The organism is Nostoc sp. DedQUE05 (assembly GCF_034530955.1).
Lineage (GTDB): Bacteria > Cyanobacteriota > Cyanobacteriia > Cyanobacteriales > Nostocaceae > Nostoc.
Map to the genome: position 1 here is coordinate 47,943 of NZ_JAVRCB010000004.1, position 16,977 is coordinate 64,919.

At 40.2% G+C, this 16,977-nt stretch carries 17 protein-coding genes; 9 read left to right on the forward strand and 8 right to left on the reverse strand.

The window, feature by feature from the left end; all coding sequences use genetic code 11:
* Positions 1-328: 328 nt before the first annotated feature.
* From RMZ42_RS04185 to RMZ42_RS04200, 4 genes are all read right to left on the reverse strand, one after another.
* A complete protein-coding gene (locus RMZ42_RS04185) occupies positions 329-535 on the reverse strand; it encodes a hypothetical protein (RefSeq protein ID WP_322669127.1) in 207 nt (68 codons plus the stop codon).
* 135 nt (positions 536-670) lie between these two features.
* A complete protein-coding gene (locus RMZ42_RS04190) occupies positions 671-1,015 on the reverse strand; it encodes a hypothetical protein (protein ID WP_322670222.1) in 345 nt (114 codons plus the stop codon).
* 261 nt (positions 1,016-1,276) lie between these two features.
* Positions 1,277-3,457 (reverse strand): serine/threonine-protein kinase, encoded by a 2,181-nt coding sequence (locus RMZ42_RS04195; protein ID WP_322670223.1) that lies wholly within the window; start codon positions 3,455-3,457, stop codon positions 1,277-1,279.
* Positions 3,458-3,542: 85 nt separating this feature from the next.
* Positions 3,543-5,243: a serine/threonine-protein kinase gene (locus RMZ42_RS04200; RefSeq protein ID WP_322670224.1), complete on the reverse strand. Its 1,701-nt coding sequence runs from the start codon at positions 5,241-5,243 to the stop codon at positions 3,543-3,545.
* A gap of 169 nt (positions 5,244-5,412) precedes the next feature.
* Here RMZ42_RS04200 and RMZ42_RS04205 point away from each other — a divergent pair, with 169 nt between their 5' ends.
* The 3 genes from RMZ42_RS04205 to RMZ42_RS04215 all read left to right on the forward strand — a co-directional run bounded on the left by RMZ42_RS04205 (position 5,413) and on the right by RMZ42_RS04215 (position 7,638).
* Positions 5,413-6,969 carry a phenylacetate--CoA ligase family protein gene (locus RMZ42_RS04205; protein WP_322670225.1) on the forward strand — a complete coding sequence of 519 codons (1,557 nt, stop codon included), beginning with the start codon at positions 5,413-5,415 and terminating at the stop codon, positions 6,967-6,969.
* Positions 6,970-7,103: 134 nt separating this feature from the next.
* Positions 7,104-7,382: a hypothetical protein gene (locus tag RMZ42_RS04210; protein ID WP_322670226.1), complete on the forward strand. Its 279-nt coding sequence runs from the start codon at positions 7,104-7,106 to the stop codon at positions 7,380-7,382.
* Positions 7,375-7,638, forward strand: coding sequence for a type II toxin-antitoxin system RelE/ParE family toxin (locus RMZ42_RS04215; RefSeq protein WP_322670227.1), 264 nt, complete (start codon positions 7,375-7,377; stop codon positions 7,636-7,638). Before RMZ42_RS04210 ends, RMZ42_RS04215 begins: the two co-directional genes overlap by 8 nt.
* 208 nt (positions 7,639-7,846) lie before the next feature.
* On the opposite strand, the gene RMZ42_RS34645 is transcribed toward RMZ42_RS04215, so the two are convergent.
* Complete coding sequence (locus tag RMZ42_RS34645) at positions 7,847-8,047, reverse strand: hypothetical protein (protein ID WP_416211788.1); 201 nt, start codon at positions 8,045-8,047, stop codon at positions 7,847-7,849.
* A gap of 174 nt (positions 8,048-8,221) precedes the next feature.
* Between RMZ42_RS34645 and RMZ42_RS04220 the strand changes: the two genes are divergently transcribed.
* Positions 8,222-8,614: a hypothetical protein gene (locus RMZ42_RS04220; RefSeq protein WP_322670228.1), complete on the forward strand. Its 393-nt coding sequence runs from the start codon at positions 8,222-8,224 to the stop codon at positions 8,612-8,614.
* Between the two features lie 4 nt (positions 8,615-8,618).
* The gene (locus RMZ42_RS04225) at positions 8,619-10,622 is read left to right on the forward strand and encodes an SUMF1/EgtB/PvdO family nonheme iron enzyme (protein WP_322670229.1); all 2,004 of its coding nucleotides are present in this window, start codon (positions 8,619-8,621) and stop codon (positions 10,620-10,622) included.
* Between the two features lie 496 nt (positions 10,623-11,118).
* Here the strand turns inward: RMZ42_RS04225 and RMZ42_RS04230 are convergent, their stop codons facing one another.
* From RMZ42_RS04230 to RMZ42_RS04240, 3 genes are all read right to left on the reverse strand, one after another.
* Positions 11,119-11,331: a DUF6887 family protein gene (locus RMZ42_RS04230; RefSeq protein ID WP_322670230.1), complete on the reverse strand. Its 213-nt coding sequence runs from the start codon at positions 11,329-11,331 to the stop codon at positions 11,119-11,121.
* An 8-nt stretch (positions 11,332-11,339) separates the two neighbouring features.
* Positions 11,340-11,501 carry a DUF6888 family protein gene (locus tag RMZ42_RS04235; RefSeq protein WP_322670231.1) on the reverse strand — a complete coding sequence of 54 codons (162 nt, stop codon included), beginning with the start codon at positions 11,499-11,501 and terminating at the stop codon, positions 11,340-11,342.
* A gap of 270 nt (positions 11,502-11,771) precedes the next feature.
* On the reverse strand, positions 11,772-12,140 hold the full coding sequence (locus RMZ42_RS04240) for a hypothetical protein (RefSeq protein ID WP_322670232.1): 369 nt from the start codon (positions 12,138-12,140) through the stop codon (positions 11,772-11,774).
* Between the two features lie 176 nt (positions 12,141-12,316).
* Between RMZ42_RS04240 and RMZ42_RS04245 the strand changes: the two genes are divergently transcribed.
* From RMZ42_RS04245 to RMZ42_RS04260, 4 genes are all read left to right on the forward strand, one after another.
* Positions 12,317-12,541 (forward strand): hypothetical protein, encoded by a 225-nt coding sequence (locus RMZ42_RS04245; protein ID WP_322670233.1) that lies wholly within the window; start codon positions 12,317-12,319, stop codon positions 12,539-12,541.
* Positions 12,542-13,223: 682 nt separating this feature from the next.
* Entirely contained in the window at positions 13,224-14,516 is a 1,293-nt protein-coding gene (locus tag RMZ42_RS04250) for an ATP-binding protein (protein ID WP_322670234.1), read from the forward strand.
* Positions 14,506-16,266 (forward strand): tetratricopeptide repeat protein, encoded by a 1,761-nt coding sequence (locus RMZ42_RS04255; protein WP_322670235.1) that lies wholly within the window; start codon positions 14,506-14,508, stop codon positions 16,264-16,266. Before RMZ42_RS04250 ends, RMZ42_RS04255 begins: the two co-directional genes overlap by 11 nt.
* 90 nt (positions 16,267-16,356) lie before the next feature.
* Positions 16,357-16,977: a Uma2 family endonuclease gene (locus tag RMZ42_RS04260; RefSeq protein WP_322670236.1), complete on the forward strand. Its 621-nt coding sequence runs from the start codon at positions 16,357-16,359 to the stop codon at positions 16,975-16,977.

The following is a 16,977-nucleotide window of genomic DNA, read 5'->3' on the forward strand; positions in this document are numbered from 1 at the left end:
CTTACTTACCTATCAATTTAAACTTGAGAGACTACTAGCTAGACTTTAGAGGTTGTTTGAAAAGTATTTTACCTAGCTCCCCTTAAAAAAGTGGGAACGGGAATCAAAGTCCTCCAATATATCGGGGGATTTAGGGGTATCTATAACTTTTTATACCGACAATACGACTTTTCAAACATCCTATAATAAAGGTGCAGCAATGAGAATAGCTAAAGTTTGACCACTAGAGAGTGAAACATTAACTATTACTATTTAGGTATACAAAAGTACTACTAGTGTACTCTCTCTCAAAGAACCTTCTAATAATGTCCATCCCAAACCTGATACTTTAATAAAGTATCGACTTAAATAAAATACCAATAATTAGACTAACTATTCCAGCAATCAAACCGGCACAAAAGAAGTAGAAAAACAATTCAAAACTTGCTTGAATATTTTGGGTATATCTGAAATAAAATATTGCCCAAATTGCTCCAAGCATTCCTAAAATAACTGTTGGAATCGTTACGATTACAATAATACTTTGAGTTTTCATTTATAATATATGTATAGTAGTATAAGCCGGAAAAATTTCTAGTTAAACACATAACATAAAAGACGGAAATTCGACAAAAAACTAAAAAATACGCGCACGAATAAAATCTATAAACACGTACTTATCCAGAACGGATTATGAATAAAATCTGATAAAAATCAATCCTCCTAAAACTGCTCCCACAATAATGCCTATAATCCAGAAAATTGAAAGCCAAATAATCCAACTTGCGCCTTCAGAGGTAATAAAGAAATCACCTGAAAATTCTTCAGATACCCTCGAACCAACTAGATGACCAATAAAACCACCAATTATTCCACCAAGCAATCCTCCCAAAAATGAGTAGAAAAATAATTTGAGAGTTATTTGAATATTTTGGCTATACAGTAGATAAAATATTGCCCAGAGCGATCCTATGATTGATCCTATGATTGCTGAGATTACTAATGGTTTTGTTATATAAAAAATTATCCATTTCATCACTTTTTTTGCGGTCTTAGCTATAAGTATTATTAAAAAAGGCACTATTAAACAAAGGAAATAAGCCTCAAAGTTAATTTAAATCTTCGACTTTTAACTATATACATTTTGAGATCCTTAACTCAGCACTACTGGGTCATTTTGTCCTTTCTTAGTCTAAACACCAATACTAGTACAGCGCGGCGGAAATCAAGCCACCATTTTAAACAAGCAAAAGCCTTGATATACAAACTTTTGACTTTTGACTTCCGCCTTGCGGTACTATGGCGTTGTCTCAGGAGTTGGTATTGGTGTAGGTTCCGGTTCAGGTGTGGAGGTTTCTGTAGGCGTAGGTGTTTGCGTAGGTGTCGGCGTTGGCGTGGGAGTTGGTATCGGTGTGAATGTTTCCGTAGGCGTGGGCGTGGGTGTTGGTGATGGGGGAACTGTGGGATTTTCGGCTGTAATAGTGAGTTGATAATCTACTGGTTTCGTTGCTGTGGAAACTACAACAAACTCATAAAATCCATTTTCTGGTAATTTAGTTGACAAACTACGCTTGGTAGAATCTTCTAAAAATCGAATTTTGCCAGAGGGTGAATAGACTGATAACAAGACTTGGGAATTTGCTTCTAGGTTCAAGTCTAGAGATTGGTTTTTGGCAAGTCCAGCAATGAATACTTTACCACCACCAGATTGGAGAGTACCATTGACTGTTTTGCCAGTAGCCCCAGGATCGAAGACAAGTTTCTGAAAAGCGCTACTGTCAAGGATTGCACTGAGTCGATCGCTAACAAATCCGTACCAAACTTGTCCAATGGGCTGACCTTGGAAACTTTTACCCCGTTGCTCAGGAAATACACTTAAGAATGCAGTATCTCCCAAATCATACAAAGAACGGCTACCAACATTGATTTTGTTGACTTCTGCTTTCCAGCGATCGCGTTCAGCAGTTGTGTAAGTTCCCAGTTTTTGGCGGGCATTATTACTCAGTGGTGCAAGCTTTTCCAGTAATTCTGAAGCTGTTTTATCCCATTCTGCGCGCAAACTCTCATCTTCAGGGCCATTGCTGAGAGTACGTCCCCGTAAACTGGGATTTCTGTCCCAAAAAACTTGATTCACCAAGTTCACGTAGAAGTTAGAGTCAATACCCAACTGTTGACGGCGATCGCTTAATCTTTCTTTGCGTTCTCGTTCTGCTGGCGAATATTGCGCTAGAGGATCGGTTGGTTGTTCGCTGGTTGGAATGGGGCTGGCTGTAGGATTAGGATCGACTTGCCCCACATCTCGTCTGCCATTCAATCCCCACCAAATTAATCCCACACTACCAGCGACTAGCGCCGCCACCAGGAAGGTTTTTGTTGGCGTCCACCACGAGGAAGAGGGGGAAGATGAGGGATATGAGGGATATGGAGGGGTTGGGGAAGGTGGGGGAGGTGGAGAGACGGCGACGGTGGCGGATGTGGGTTGTGGTGGAGTGGGATATTGAGTTGGCGGATAGTTTGCTGGAGGTGAGTTGAGGGCTTGGAGTACTTGACGGGCTGATTGATAGCGATCGCTGGGTCTAGCAGATAGCATTTTATCTAATACCTGTGCCAAATCTTGACTCAGATTAACTTCCCGTCGCCATTGCCAACTGAGAGTATAGGTATCAATTAATTCTTGGGGTTGTTTCCCTGTCAGTAAAACCAACATTGTTGCGGCCAAAGCATACAAGTCGCTGTGGGGGGATACTAACCCAGTTTGCATTTGTTCTGGGGGCGCAAATCCGATTTTACCTAATAAGGTTGGTGCTGGCGGAGGTGCAACCATACCGGGTTGGTAATATTCAGAAGCTACGGTTGCTACTACTTGTTTGACACCGCCAAAATCAATTAAAACTGGCAGTTTGTCAACAGTCCGAAGCATTAAATTATCTGGGGAAATATCTCGATGAATTACTCCTAGTGAGTGAATGTATTCCAACACTGGCAAAATTGAAAAGAACAATTGGCGTATTTCCGCCTCTGTAAAGCGCAAACCCTGTTGTATCCGGGCATTTAACAAAGAATTGTAAGTTTCCCCTTCTACATAATCTTGCACCAAAAATAGATATTCTTTGCCCCCTAAATTCAGCCGCAGCAGTTCTCGGAAGCGGGGAATTTGAGGATGTTGCAGTTTATAAAGAACACTTGCTTCTCTCTCAAACAATTCTTCAGCTTTTTGGACAACGTAAGCGGTTTGAACTTGGGGGGAAAATTCTTTTAAAACACAAAGTTCGCGGAAACGGTTGATATCTTCAGCTAAATAAGTGCGTCCGAAGCCACCTTGGCCAATTTGACGCACGATCGCATAGCGATCGCCTAAAGTCATTCCTGGTTGGATACTATAACTCATGGGTGTATCCAACAAATTTTCGCCACACTGGAGACAAAAGCGACTACCTGGGGAATTTTCATGTCCTTTAGAACAATATATTTTTGTCATTTGTTATTTGTCATTTGTCATTTGTCATTTGTCATTTGTTACTCTTCCCCAGTTCCCAGTCCCCAGTTCCCAATCCCCAGTCGCTTTATTTGCCAGATTGTACTTTACTGACTCGATCGGCTGCGATCGCATACCAAATTTGACCAAAAGTCTGTTGATTGAGTTTCTTACGCTGCTGATCGGGAAACAAGCGATCAAATTTTTCATTTGTGTCTTTAGTCAACTGATCGATTGTATAGTTGCCAAACTGCCCCGATCGCGCTTGTTGTCTCAATGTATCGTAATCTTTTTGACTATAGTTACCTAATTTCCGACGAGCTGCTGTACTGAGGTCAGCCTGTTCTAGTTTATCTAATAAATTATCGGCAATATCAGACCATTCATCTCGTAAACCAGCATCTTCAGGTTTAGATGTCAGGCTACGTCCTTTTAATTCTGGTTTTTTTGTATAAAATAAATCATCTACTGTGCGAATAAAAAATCCTTCAGTAATTTCTAGCTCTTGACGACGACTGATAATTTTCTGGAGGTCACTATTTTTTCCTTTGTCGCCTGCTGGTTTCCCGCTGGGATTGGGAAACTGGGGGATTTGCGGTAATGAAATTGATGGGATAGTAATTGAAGTTACACTCTTAATCACTGCATTTACTACCGCCCAAGCACCTGCGCCAGTTAAAACAACTAAAGCCGTTCCCCCTAAACTCATCACAAAAGGGCGAATCCAAACAGGGAAAGATGCTGGTTTAACAATTGCTTGTGTTTGCCTCTGAAATCTGCTCATAACAGCACTGGCGCGTTGTCTTCCCGGAGCAACTACCATCGTCTTGATCTTGGTGGTAATATAATTACCTGAAGATTTAGTTGCAGTTGGCGATGGTAAATCTCTGAGGATTTGCTCGGCTCGTTGGTAGCGATCGCTCGGTCGATAAGCCAACATCTTTTTTAACACCGCCTCTAATTTGGGACTAACTTGGATTTCCTTTCCCCATCCCCAAATTCCCTGATAGCTGTCGTATAGTTTCTGCGGTTCTTTACCTGTGAGTAACACCAGTGATGTTACCGCTAAAGAGTATAGATCGCTACTAAAAAATGCCTTTCCCTGCCGTAGCTGTTCTTCTGGAGCGTAACCTTTTTTACCCAGCAGAGTATTATTTTCAGCCAACTTGGTGCGCCAAAAACCTTGAGAAGCTGGCAATTGCTTGACGCCACCAAAATCAATTAGCACTGGTAGATTATCAGAACGCCGCCAGATGAGATTATCGGGAGAGATATCACGGTGAATTACATCTCGTGAGTGGATGTATGATAATACAGGTAAAATTTGTTGCAGGAGGATGATTACTTCCTCTTCACTAAAGGTTTTTCCTTGACTTTCACGCTGTTCTAATAACTGGTAGTAGTTATCACCATCCACATAATCTTGCACTAAAAAGAAAAAATCTTTAGTGCCTATTTTCACTTGTAGCGAGGCGTGAAAACGCGGAATCTGTGGATGCTGGAGTTTTTTTAAGACATTCGCTTCTCTCTCAAATAACTCTTTAGCTTTTTGTAAATCTTGATTTTCTTGTACTTGGGGTGCAAATTCCTTCAGCACACAGGTTTGATGAGATTTATTGATATCTTCCGCCAAATAGGTGCGTCCAAAGCCGCCCTGTCCTAGATGACGGATAATTTGATAACGATTATCCACAACCTGTCCCACAGCAAGAGGTAATGGTTCACCACAATGGGTGCAAAAGCGGTTACTACCATTATTTGTGTGTTGTTTACTGCAATAGAGCTGCATGGTGCTGAAGGATAAATTAAGGTTTTATTTAATGACTACAACGCACATACCCTCATTTTCGGATATTCTACGAATTACGTAGCTTGCTTCTCGCATGAAGACGAGTATTACGAATTACGAATTATTTTAAACGGTGTTGGTTCTACTTCAGGATAAATAAGCAAGTGTCATGAACGGCAAATCAAGACATCAGCAAGTAATTAAAGCATTTGAAGATTTTTTGTCTACCTCCCTAGAAACTCTACTGCAAAGGCATCTCAACACTCAAACTTCGGCAGCTTTGAGCTTATTTCACGATGTGGCGGCGAATGTACCAGCCTACAAGGCGTTTTTAGCAGAAAGGGAAATTAATCCCGCGACTATTCAAACCTTAGAGGAGTTTCAAAAACTACCAGCGATCGCTAAACAAAATTATATACTGCGTTATCCTCTAGCTGACTTGTGCCGCAACGGACAACTCCAAGAGTGCGACATGATAGCTGCTTCATCAGGTTCTAGTGGTAAACCGACATTTTGGCCTCGTTTTTTCACAGATGAACTCCAAATCGCCACACGCTTTGAACAGATTTTTCACGATAGTTTCTATACAGATAGCAGACGTACCCTAGCAGTGATTTGTTTCACTTTAGGCACTTGGGTAGGTGGAATGTTTACCACTAATTGCTGTCGTTATCTTGCTAGCAAAGGTTATCCCATCACTGTAATTACTCCTGGTAATAATAAAGAAGAAATCTTGCGAGTTGTCCAAGAACTTGGTTCAGGTTTTGAGCAAGTGGTGTTATTGGGATACCCGCCATTTTTAAAAGATGTGATTGATACTGGTATCGCTCGTGGTGTGGAGTGGCAGCAATATCAGGTTAAATTAGTGATGGCGGGAGAAGTATTTAGTGAAGAATGGCGAAGTTTAGTTGGCGAAAGAGTTGGTTCGCGAAATCCTTGTTATGATTTTGCATCACTTTACGGCACTGCGGATGCGGGAGTTTTGGGTAATGAAACACCGTTAAGTATCTGTATTCGCCGTTTTTTGGCAGAAAATCCCGATGCAGCCAGAGCTTTATTTGGAGAATCGCGTTTACCCACACTAGTACAATACGATCCTTTTACTCGCTTTTTTGAAGCTCAAGATGGCGGATTGCTGTTTTCGGGAGATAACGGTATTCCCTTAGTGCGTTATGACATTTTGGATACTGGCGGGATAATTAGTTATGATGCCATGCTGCAATTTTTAGCAGAATGGGGATTTGATGCTGTTGCAGCGTTACAGAATGAGAGTCACAATTCAGAATTCAACACTCCAAACTCAGAACTCAGCACTCAGCACTCACCTAGAGGTATTCATCAGCTACCTTTTGTTTATGTCTTCGGCCGTTCTAACTTTACAGTTTCCTACTTTGGTGCAAATATCTATCCCGAAAATGTGACGGTGGGATTAGAACAACCAGGAATTCAAGAATGGGTGACGGGTAAATTCGTGTTGCAGGTGAAAGAAGATGCTGATAAAAACCGATTTTTGTCTGTAGTTGTGGAATTAGCAGTAGGGGTAGAGGGTAGTGAAGATCGAAGAGAAGCGATCGCTTCTTCGATTCTTTCACAATTGTTACGTCTAAATAGCGAGTTTGCTAATTATGTTCCGGTAGAATATCAAACACCACAAGTTACATTAGCGCCAATGGGTGATTTTGAATATTTCCCGATTGGGGTGAAACATCGTTATACGCGTCAATAGGGAATGGAACAATAAATAGTTTTCAGTTATAACAGGGGACTGGGTTAAAAGTGAAGTATAAAAGCTAGTTGCTTCTATCATCTCCAGCGATCGCGGCATAATAAAAACTAAACCTTAAAATTATGAAGTAGGCAATGAATACTACCGATAATTCTCCGATGGATGATGGATCATCAGCAGATTTAATTTCTGTTGCAGAGTTACAGCAACAGCTTAATGACTTACTCCAGCAACTATCTCCAGAACGATTACGGGTGCTGACTGATTTTGCTGCTTATTTGGCAAATGCTGAAAGTGAAGCTGCAACCCAAGAACTTTTGGCAATTCCTGGATTGTTAGAGCGAGTTAAGCAAAATCAAGTAACGCCTAAAGCCCAATACGCCCCCTGGAGAACTCTTCGCTCTGATGTATGAAGTTATTCTTCATCCCGATGTCCAGGAAGTTTATGTCAATGCTGACAAAGCCCTTGCTAAGAAAATTGCCCGATGTTTGCAGCAGCTAGAACAAACTCCTCGATCGCACCCCAACATTAAAGCCCTGAAGGGAGATTATGCAGGTTACTATCGCTACCGAATCGGGGATTACAGAGTTATTTATTCTATAGACGATGAAGTTGTGCAAGTACTTGTTGTGGCGATCGCTCATCGCAGTGAGGTATATAAACCGTAAAGGCGATGCCTGCGGCGGGCTACGCCTACGCATTTTCATTCTGTTTACGATATCTGTTTTACTAGGGGCGACGCATTCCCTGGATTGCGGAAAGATCGGACGTGATAGATTTACGAGACGCTTACGAGATGGGATGAATCGCGTCTTTGCAAGGGATTGCTGCTTCTACATTTCGCTTATGTTTTGGCTGGAGGAAGTATTTTTTTTCCTACTCTCCATCTTTGACTTTCTCTTGTTGATGCCAAGCTTGATAAAAAGCTAGGTAGAGCATACTTTGGGCGCACTTCCAAATAACTTCGTAGCAATATATTCTACGTATAAATTGAGAACCGTCTTCTTCTTTCTGATTGATGCATTCTTTTAAATTATTAACTGCTAATGGGTAAAGCTGGTTTTGAAGTATCTCAATGAGGCAAAAAGAAGCTGACTGTAAAACATTTCGGCATCTCTATGGTATTTGGTACAATATCCAAGATATTCAGTGAAATTTCAGGGTAACTGAAATTTCTTAATAATCGGAATCGCTATCTCTACCGTTGTATCTGTATTTATGGGAAAATTTCATCTAAATATTTAAAGTAATATGTCAGAAACACCTCAAGACGACGGCATTTGGATTGTTACCGATGAAACGCCGCAAATAGCAATTCCTGATGGTGCTAAAGGCGGGAGTGGTAATACACGCGGTTGGGGAGACGAAACTATCAGGGAAAGTATTGGTAGCAAAGGCGTAGGAGATGCGGTTAAGGTTAGCGCTCAAACATTAGAGCAAAATATGACTCACTTTCTCAAAGTTGTGGGTAATTTGTTTAGTCAAGCCCAACAGCAAGCAAAAGTCAACTCCAAGATGCAGCTAGATGAAATTGAATTGTCGGTAGAAATTAGTGCAGATGGAGAAGTTAAATTAATTGGCAATGGTGCAAAAGCTGGGACTAAAGGAGCAATTAAGCTGAAGTTCAAGCGCCAAGAACCATAATGAGATGGCAAAAAATTGGGCGATCGCGATCGGAATTAACCAGTATGATTATCTGCAACCGCTAAACTATGCCAAGCGGGATGCACAGTTAATGCAAGAGTTTCTGGGCAATGAAGCCGGATTTGAGCGGATATTCTTCTTCTCTGATGACTCCCCTGAACTTGCTGGAAAATCGACTCGTCCAACTCGCACTAACTTACTGCGAGTCTTACGACAGTTATTTGAGAAACCCTTTATGGGAGCAGGGGATAATTTCTGGTTTTTCTTCAGTGGTCATGGGATAAGATACGCTGACCGTGATTATCTCATGCCCTGTGATGGCGATCCAGAGGATATTGAAAACACAGCAATTGCGATTAACTTTGTCACTGAACGTCTGCGTCGCTGCGGTGCTGATAACGTTGTCTTGATTCTGGATGCTTGTCGCAATGAAGGCAAAAAAACAGGTGAAGGAATTGGGCGACAAACCGCAGATGAAGCACGTCAACAAGGAGTTATCAGCATTTTTTCTTGTATTCCCCAGGAATATTCTTATGAAATTAATGCTTTACAACAAGGTGCTTTTACCAAGGCATTACTAGAAGGGTTAGGAATTCAAGGTAAATGCGCTACTGTCGAACGATTGGATCAGTATCTCAGGTTTCGTGTGCCTGAACTGGTTAGCCAGCATAAGAATACAAGGCAAACGCCTTATGTGATTGCTGAACCTGTGAATAAATCCCACCTAATACTTGTGCCAAGATATGCAACTCTAAATGATATCGCCACGTTGAAAAATGATGCTTATCAAGCAGAAGTAAACAGGAATTTAGATTTAGCAGAGCAATTATGGATTCGGGTATTAGCTGCGGCTTCAGGGCAAGATATGGAGGCGGTGAAAAGTTTACAAAGAATTGAACGGTTGCGAAATAGTTCTGCAATTCCTGATTTACCTCAGCAAACAATTCCACAAGCATCTAAGTCAGTCACAAATACACCTATAAGTAAACCTTCTCAAATTCCATCTTCTAAGCCAACCTCATCATCCCCTGTTACTAATACTCAAACTTCTGGTGCGGGACAATTTGTAACATCTACAACGACATCAAAAAAACTAATATTACCTAACTGGTCACGACGACGTGTAATTCAAACTACTGGGTTTGCAGTTGCTGGGTTGGGTTTGACAATTGTATTACCGCGCCTTTTGTGGTCTGATTCAGGAGAAACTGATTATTCAGCAGGAACACCTTATACACCAGCATCTACACCAGAAATAAAACAGAAACCAAAAGACTTTATTGAAGACTTAGGGAATAATACCACTTTGGATATGCTGTGGATACCAGGGGGAACTTTTATGATGGGTTCACCTGGAGGAGAAGCACAGAGAGATGAAGATGAAAGTCCACAGCATCAGGTAAAAGTACCTGGGTTCTTCATGGGTAAATATGAAATTACCCAGGCACAGTATCAAGCAATTATCGGTAGTAATCCTTCCAACTTCAAAGGTGAGAAACGACCTGTAGAAACCGTGAGTTGGGATGATGCAGTAAAATTTTGTAAAAAATTGAGCCAGAAAACAGGAAAAACTTATCGACTACCCAGTGAAGCCGAATGGGAATATGCTTGTCGTGCTGGAACCAAGACCCCATTTTATTTTGGTGAAACGATTACCACAGATTTAGTTAACTACAACGGTGACTATCCCTACGGTTCTGCTCCAAAAGGTAAATTTCGTAATGAAACAACAAATGTAGGAATATTTCCACCAAACTCTTTCGGTTTATACGATATGCATGGTAATATACTTGAGTGGTGTCAAGATGTATATAACGACAATTACCAGGATGCGCCAAAAGATGGTACTGCATGGCTGACTGGTAAAGATAATAACATTATGCCGCTGCGTGGCGGTAGTTGGCTCAATCGCGCTGGGGGTTGCCGTTCTGCCGATCGCTGTGGGCACGCGCGCGCGGATCTTAACAACGATGTTGGTTTTCGGGTGGTGTTGGTGGCTGTGGCGTGAGGATTATTTGCACTTTATACTCTTCCCCTTTTGCCCTCTGCACTTCTTATTCAGTCTCCGCCACAGGCGGATCAAAAAATTTTTTTCAAAAACTGGTGTCTTGATATCAAAACCATCATACACTACATTTAATCAAATTTCTCACTTAGTTTGAGAGTTTAAGCATGGGGCAGGTCGATTTTAGCTGCTGCGTAGCGGTAGTTGGATCTCCTATGCCAGGGTTTGCCGTTCTGCCGATCGCAACATCAGCGCGCGCGAATCGTAACAACAATGTTGGTTTTCGCGTGGTGGCGGTGGCTGTGGCGTGAGTACTCCCCAAAGTCATAGTTGAGAAATGGGAATTTATCGAGCATACACCAGGGAGTCCAGACCTGAACCAGCGAGGAAGGCGACAACCTCCGAATATAAAATCGAGTCGGATAGCTTGGTAGGTTGCAAAACCGAACAGTTGTTCGACTCAATTAATTCTGCGACATTTAAAAGAAACTTCTAAAATCTAGCTCATTTTTAATTGTTCTAATTTTTGTTTAATCAAAATTTCAACTTCTTCAATCTCAGCATTCGATTTTGGGATGTCAAAAGTCTCTGGAGACGCTTCAGATGTAAAGCGGTCAACAAAAGCACGAAACGCTGCTTTGTTGTCGGGGTGAGCAATGACGAAGGCTCTTAACTCGGTTTTGCTCATGCTGCTAAAGTCTGGCTCAATCACAAGAACCTCTAAAGACCATTGCGATAGATTTCTATCTCTATGTTATATCCTGCCAAAATAAACACATTACCTGTTTGTTCATTGAGGCGGATAATGTAAATAGGAGTGAATGTATTGGTCAAAGATTGACATAGTATGACACACCTGATGCCTTGTTCAGCAGTTGGCAAGATTTGTATACCTCATAACCCCATAGCTTGGAATCAGAATAGCAGGTAAGGGGAAAATATCAAACCATCTATGTTGTAAATTGATAAGGCAGTGTTTTTCAATCTCGCCATCAAATATCGAATCTAAATCCCCGTCATAAAACTTAATTACGAATTACGTTAGCGTAGCGGGGCGTAGCCCATTACGAATTACGAATTACGAATTATTTAATAGTGCGTTGTCACAAAGGTCAACGCACCCTTATCTAAAGAAGCGGCGAGTCCAAACAATTACTTCACAGATGTCACTGTTTGGTTTACTACTGGGCGTGGTTTCTTGCGGTCTGACCTGCGCGTTCCACCAGCCATCTCATATTCATCACTATTTTTGCCATAGTGAGATGCAACGTTTAACAGCATTTGCTCAGAATAAGTATTCAACTCTCGTTCTGCTTCTATCAATGCGTTGTGTGTCTTATTTACTACTGCTTGTGCTTGATTATAAGCGGCTAGCTTCTCTCTTAACTCAACTACTTTAGTGTTGTAAGTAGCAATTGAAAACCCATTACTAAAGTCTAACTCAGGGTTAATTGTCTGCATTCCTTCAATCCGTCGTTCAGCTTTGGTCAGCGACATGGAGTTTCGTTTGCGTTGCGTCATATAGTTTTCCTGTTTCGATTAATTTATAAATAACCCGGATGTTATACACTGAGTTATTTATATATCATCAAAATACGCAACAAGCGGATGCACTAGCCACAGTGAAGTTACAGAATTATAAAAGCATGGATGGCATTAGCTAACTAGATAGATGCGGGTATATTTGCTGAAATTCGTTGAGAAAAGCAGGTTTTGAAGTCGCACAAGCAGGTTTTGAAGTCACAAAAGCAGGTTTTAAAGTCACAAAAGCAGGTTTTGATGTCACAAAAGCTAGTTTTGAAGTCGCAAAAGCAGGTTTTGATGTCGCAAAAGCTAGTTTTGATGTCGCAAAAGCTAGTTTTGAAGTCGCAAAAGCTGGTTTGATGAAAGATTGTTTAAATAATTCCATAACGCTTAATTAGTTCAACAGAACAACTCCACAGATTTATCCGTGGGGTTGCGACTATTACCGCAAGGCGGAATTAAAATAATGCTTTTTAGCGCCGCGTGCAACTTTCTTTTAAACTTAACCCCCAGTTTGCAGGGAAGGGGAGCAAGAATCAAAGCCTCTCCATCTTTTGGGGCTACGCTGTATACACAAGTCGAATTACCCCCCTTAATCCCCCCTTGTAAAGGGGGGAAACAAGAAAAGAAATCTAGTTCCCTCCCCTTTATAAGGGGAGGGTTAGGGTGGGGTAATCAGCTATTTCAGACTTGTGTCTACACCGTAGTCATTTCGGCTAGAGGGGGATGAGATTAAGCACACTAAAAATTTATTTTTATAACTGAAAATTTTATTTTATTTATATGTTAAGTAACTTTTAGGATGTTATTTGTATAATCTATCATTCAGTCTGAATTATCGAATGTATAATCTATCATTCAGTCTTATTGATTATTAACCTCTGTTACTCATTGATAGGTTGAAATTTGGGAATTATGGCATCTCTTTTTCAGACATAACATATCACTCACTTAGTAGTTATTTATTAACGGGATTTGAGAAGTTATATAGGCATACTCTATCCTAGACATGACCTAAACTTGTGCTTCAAAAATCATGAGCCATTATATGAATAGTTAGCACGTTAACAGCACTATCCAATGTCTCAAGACTTATTAAACTCCTTTCAAGAAGCATACAGTAATCTCGAACTGTTTCCGTTAATGGAACGGAACGAAATGGAAAGATTTCGAGTCGAATATGGTGATGATTTGATTGCAGACCTGAACCAATTAGTAGAAGATAGTCCTAATGGAGATGGCAAAATAGTCTTTACAGGACATCGAGGATGTGGTAAGTCTACTTTGTTAGCTGAGTTTAGCCGACAAATTCAAGATAAATATTTTGTAGTTCTGTTTTCTATTGCCGATAAAATTGAAATGTCGGCAGTTAATCATATTAATATACTGTTTGCGATCGCAGTTAATTTAATGACAGAGGCAGAAGCCCGCCGAGTTGATATTCCACAATCGACTAAAGAAGCTCTTTATAAGTGGTTTGCTACCCGCACTCGCACTGAAGAATTAAATTTGCAAGCAGAAGCTAGTATAGGTTTTGACCTCTTAAAATTGATTAGCTCTAAATTAAAAGCTGATGCAAGCGTTCGGGATGAAATTAAGCAAGAATTTGAACGCAAGTTATCAGATTTAGTTGCGAGAATTAACGAAATAGCTGCTTTAATTCAAGCTGCAACTAAACAAAACGTTTTAGTAATTATTGATGATTTAGATAAACTGGATTTAGGCAGAGTTAACGAAATTTATCGAGATAACATTAAAGCTCTTTGTCAACCTAACTTTCAAATTATCTACACTATCCCGATCGCAGTCCTTCGAGAAACATTTATTAGCACAATAATTGCTACTGAAACCAACGATCAAGTTGTGGCAATGCCTGTATTAAAAATATTTGATAAAGGTAAAAATCGCTTACCGAATGCCCAACCTCGTCGGGAAGCAACAAAGATTCTCGGTGAAGTTTTACAAAAGCGGATTCCCAGTGAATTAATCGCGGTAGAAACTGCTGAAAAAATTGTGATTTACAGTGGTGGCGTATTGCGAGAATTAATTCGGATTTCTAAAGAATGTTGTCGTATATGTTTGCGAACTATCCGGCGAAACCCCTCAGCCGAAGTTATTATTGATGATAAAATTCTTCTGCAAGCAATCAATAAAATTCGCAATGATTTTTCGATACGCTTAGGAAAAACTGATATCGATATTTTGCAGAGCGTTTATGAACAATTTATGCCCAACGACCCGAAACAAGCAGAGTTTTTAGATTTGTTACATGGGCTGTATGTTCTAGAATATCGCACTGATGAAACTTGGTATGATGTTCATCCAATTATTATCGAAAGCTTGAGAAGACAGGGAGCCATTAATGTTAAATGAGGAATTATTTGATGAAGGAGAAAATCAAGATGCGTATGATGATTTAATTGTTTCTATTGAAGCTCAAAAGCGGGGATTAAATTTACTGATTGCAGTTTGCGATGATGCTAGCTTTCGCGATCGGATTATTGCTCAATATGAAGCTGAACTACAACCCGCCTTCGGTGTATATCGAGTAACTCTAGCACGTCAAGAACCTAGTCTCAAAGCTGCTATTAACCAACTGGTACAACAAGAAGAATATCTCCGTCAGCAGAACCCGGCGGTAATCACTGTGACGGGTGCTGAACAATTGTATTTTCTCAGATTGGGAAATGAGCAATCGGAACAGGAGAAATTGTTTGGTTACTTACAGTGGACAAGGGAAGGATTGCGCGAATTTCCATTTGCGATCGTGCTTTGGGTAACTAATCAAATTTTAGTCAACTTAATTAAAAAAGCTCCTGATTTTTGGAGTTGGCGCAACGGTGTATTTCGGTTTGAATCTCAAAAGACAAATGCTATTCCTGGTAAAGAATTAGAAAATATCCGCTTTGTTTTTCGAGACACAGAATTAGCTAGCACAGATACTAATGAAACTAATCGCTTTTTCTTACCCATTCAAGATTTACAAAGGTTAATCGAGAAAGTAGAACAAGAACGGGGAACTAAAGACCCCACCTTGGCTACTTTATACTCAAGATTGGGCGATATTTACCACAGCAGATTAGATCGGGGTGAATCTCAAAACTATCAAGAAGAACAAGAATTAGCAATTAAATATTTGCGGAAAGCGAGTGAGTTACAAAATGAATTAGGTTTGCAGATAGATTTAGCTAATAGTCTCAACAATTTAGCAGGAATATATCGTGCAACGGGAAACTACAGTGAAGCCGAACCCTTATATAAACAAGCTTTAGAACTGAGAAAACGTCTGTTAGGAGAAAATCATCCTGCTTTTGCTACTAGCCTGAATAATTTGGCAGGACTTTACAAATCTACTGGACAATATAGTAAAGCAGAACTCCTATATAAACAAGCTTTAGAACTGAGGAAAGGATTGTTAGGAGAAAACCATGCCGACGTCGCTGCCAGTCTGAACAATTTGGCATTACTATATGATGAACAAGGACGTTATGACGAAGCAGAACCTCTGTATTTGCAATCATTAGAACTCGAAAAACGTCTGCTAGGTGAAAATCATCTTTCTTTTGCTCTGATACTAAATAATTTAGCGCTACTTTATTATCATCAAGGACGTTACAGTGAAGCCGAACCTTTGTCGCAACAAGCAATAGAATTAGATAAGCGATTTTTGGGAGAAGAAAATCCTGATGTTGCCACAGATTTGCACAATTTAGGTTTAATATACCGCGCTCAAGGACGCTACAGTGAAGCGGAATCTTTATTTTTAGAATCATTAGAACTCAAGCAGCGTGTATTACAAAAAGCGCATCCGCTATTAGCAGATACGATCTATGCTCTGGGTTATATGTACAGAGAACAGGGACGTTACAATGAAGCGGAACCCTTATGTATAAAAGCCTTAGAACTTGATAAGCACCTATTGGGAGAAAATCATCCCAATGTTGCCGAAAGTCTCAATAATCTGGCAGAAATTTATCGTGAAACTGGACGTTACTGTGAAGCAGAACCGCTTTATTTGCAAGCTTTAGATATTTGCGAACGAGTCTGGGGTGTAAATCATCACCGTAGTGTTACTGTTCGTCAAAATTTAGATAAACTTGCCGCAGCAATGCAGAATAATTAAAAGGAAGTAGCGATTGAAACGATCTGTGATGAAAAACCTAATAACAATGACTAAAAATGTTCGCAATATATAAGCTAAGGTAGGCAATTTATGACTCAAGCTATACCCAAATTAGTAACCTTTGAAGATTTTGCAGCTTGTCGTCCTGAAGGTGGAAGGTATGAATTACATGATGGCGTGATTGTTGAAATGGCACAATCAGTAGGAGAGCATGAAGATATTGTTGGGTTTTTGGTTGAAAAAATTGCAGTTGAGTACGTTCGCAATGGTCTACCTTATTTCATCCCAAAAACAGCATTAGTTAAATCTGCTATTAGTCAGTCTTGCTATTCTCCAGACTTGCTATTACTCAACCGTCCTGCTTTAAAATTAGAGCCACTTTGGCAGAAATATTCTACGGTTGAGTTTGCCGATTCTATCCCTTTAGTGATTGAAGTTATTAGTACTAACTGGCGGGATGATTATTATAAAAAGCTAGGTGAATATGAACAAATAGGGATAAAAGAATATTGGATTGTTGATTATTTAGCTATCGGTGGTAAAAAGTTTATCGGTAATCCTAGACAACCTACTATCTCTATCTACCAATTAGTTGACGGTGAATACCGAGTTACTCAATTTAGAGGCGATGACCGCATCGTATCACCTATTTTTCCCGAACTAAACCTGATTGCTCAACAGATTCTGCAAGCTGGTAGTTCCCAGTTCTAG

Bases quoted from the DNA above. Each gene is read 5' to 3' on its own strand.
- RMZ42_RS04225 (WP_322670229.1), top strand. From the start codon at position 8,619: ATGGCAAAAAATTGGGCGATCGCGATCGGAATTAACCAGTATGATTAT.
- RMZ42_RS04200 (WP_322670224.1), bottom strand. From the start codon at position 5,243: ATGCAGCTCTATTGCAGTAAACAACACACAAATAATGGTAGTAACCGC.
- RMZ42_RS04240 (WP_322670232.1), bottom strand. From the start codon at position 12,140: ATGACGCAACGCAAACGAAACTCCATGTCGCTGACCAAAGCTGAACGA.
- RMZ42_RS04250 (WP_322670234.1), top strand. From the start codon at position 13,224: ATGTCTCAAGACTTATTAAACTCCTTTCAAGAAGCATACAGTAATCTC.
- RMZ42_RS04185 (WP_322669127.1), bottom strand. From the start codon at position 535: ATGAAAACTCAAAGTATTATTGTAATCGTAACGATTCCAACAGTTATT.
- RMZ42_RS04210 (WP_322670226.1), top strand. From the start codon at position 7,104: ATGAATACTACCGATAATTCTCCGATGGATGATGGATCATCAGCAGAT.
- RMZ42_RS04195 (WP_322670223.1), bottom strand. From the start codon at position 3,457: ATGACAAAAATATATTGTTCTAAAGGACATGAAAATTCCCCAGGTAGT.
- RMZ42_RS04220 (WP_322670228.1), top strand. From the start codon at position 8,222: ATGTCAGAAACACCTCAAGACGACGGCATTTGGATTGTTACCGATGAA.
- RMZ42_RS04205 (WP_322670225.1), top strand. From the start codon at position 5,413: ATGAACGGCAAATCAAGACATCAGCAAGTAATTAAAGCATTTGAAGAT.
- RMZ42_RS04255 (WP_322670235.1), top strand. From the start codon at position 14,506: ATGTTAAATGAGGAATTATTTGATGAAGGAGAAAATCAAGATGCGTAT.
- RMZ42_RS04215 (WP_322670227.1), top strand. From the start codon at position 7,375: ATGTATGAAGTTATTCTTCATCCCGATGTCCAGGAAGTTTATGTCAAT.
- RMZ42_RS04260 (WP_322670236.1), top strand. From the start codon at position 16,357: ATGACTCAAGCTATACCCAAATTAGTAACCTTTGAAGATTTTGCAGCT.
- RMZ42_RS04190 (WP_322670222.1), bottom strand. From the start codon at position 1,015: ATGAAATGGATAATTTTTTATATAACAAAACCATTAGTAATCTCAGCA.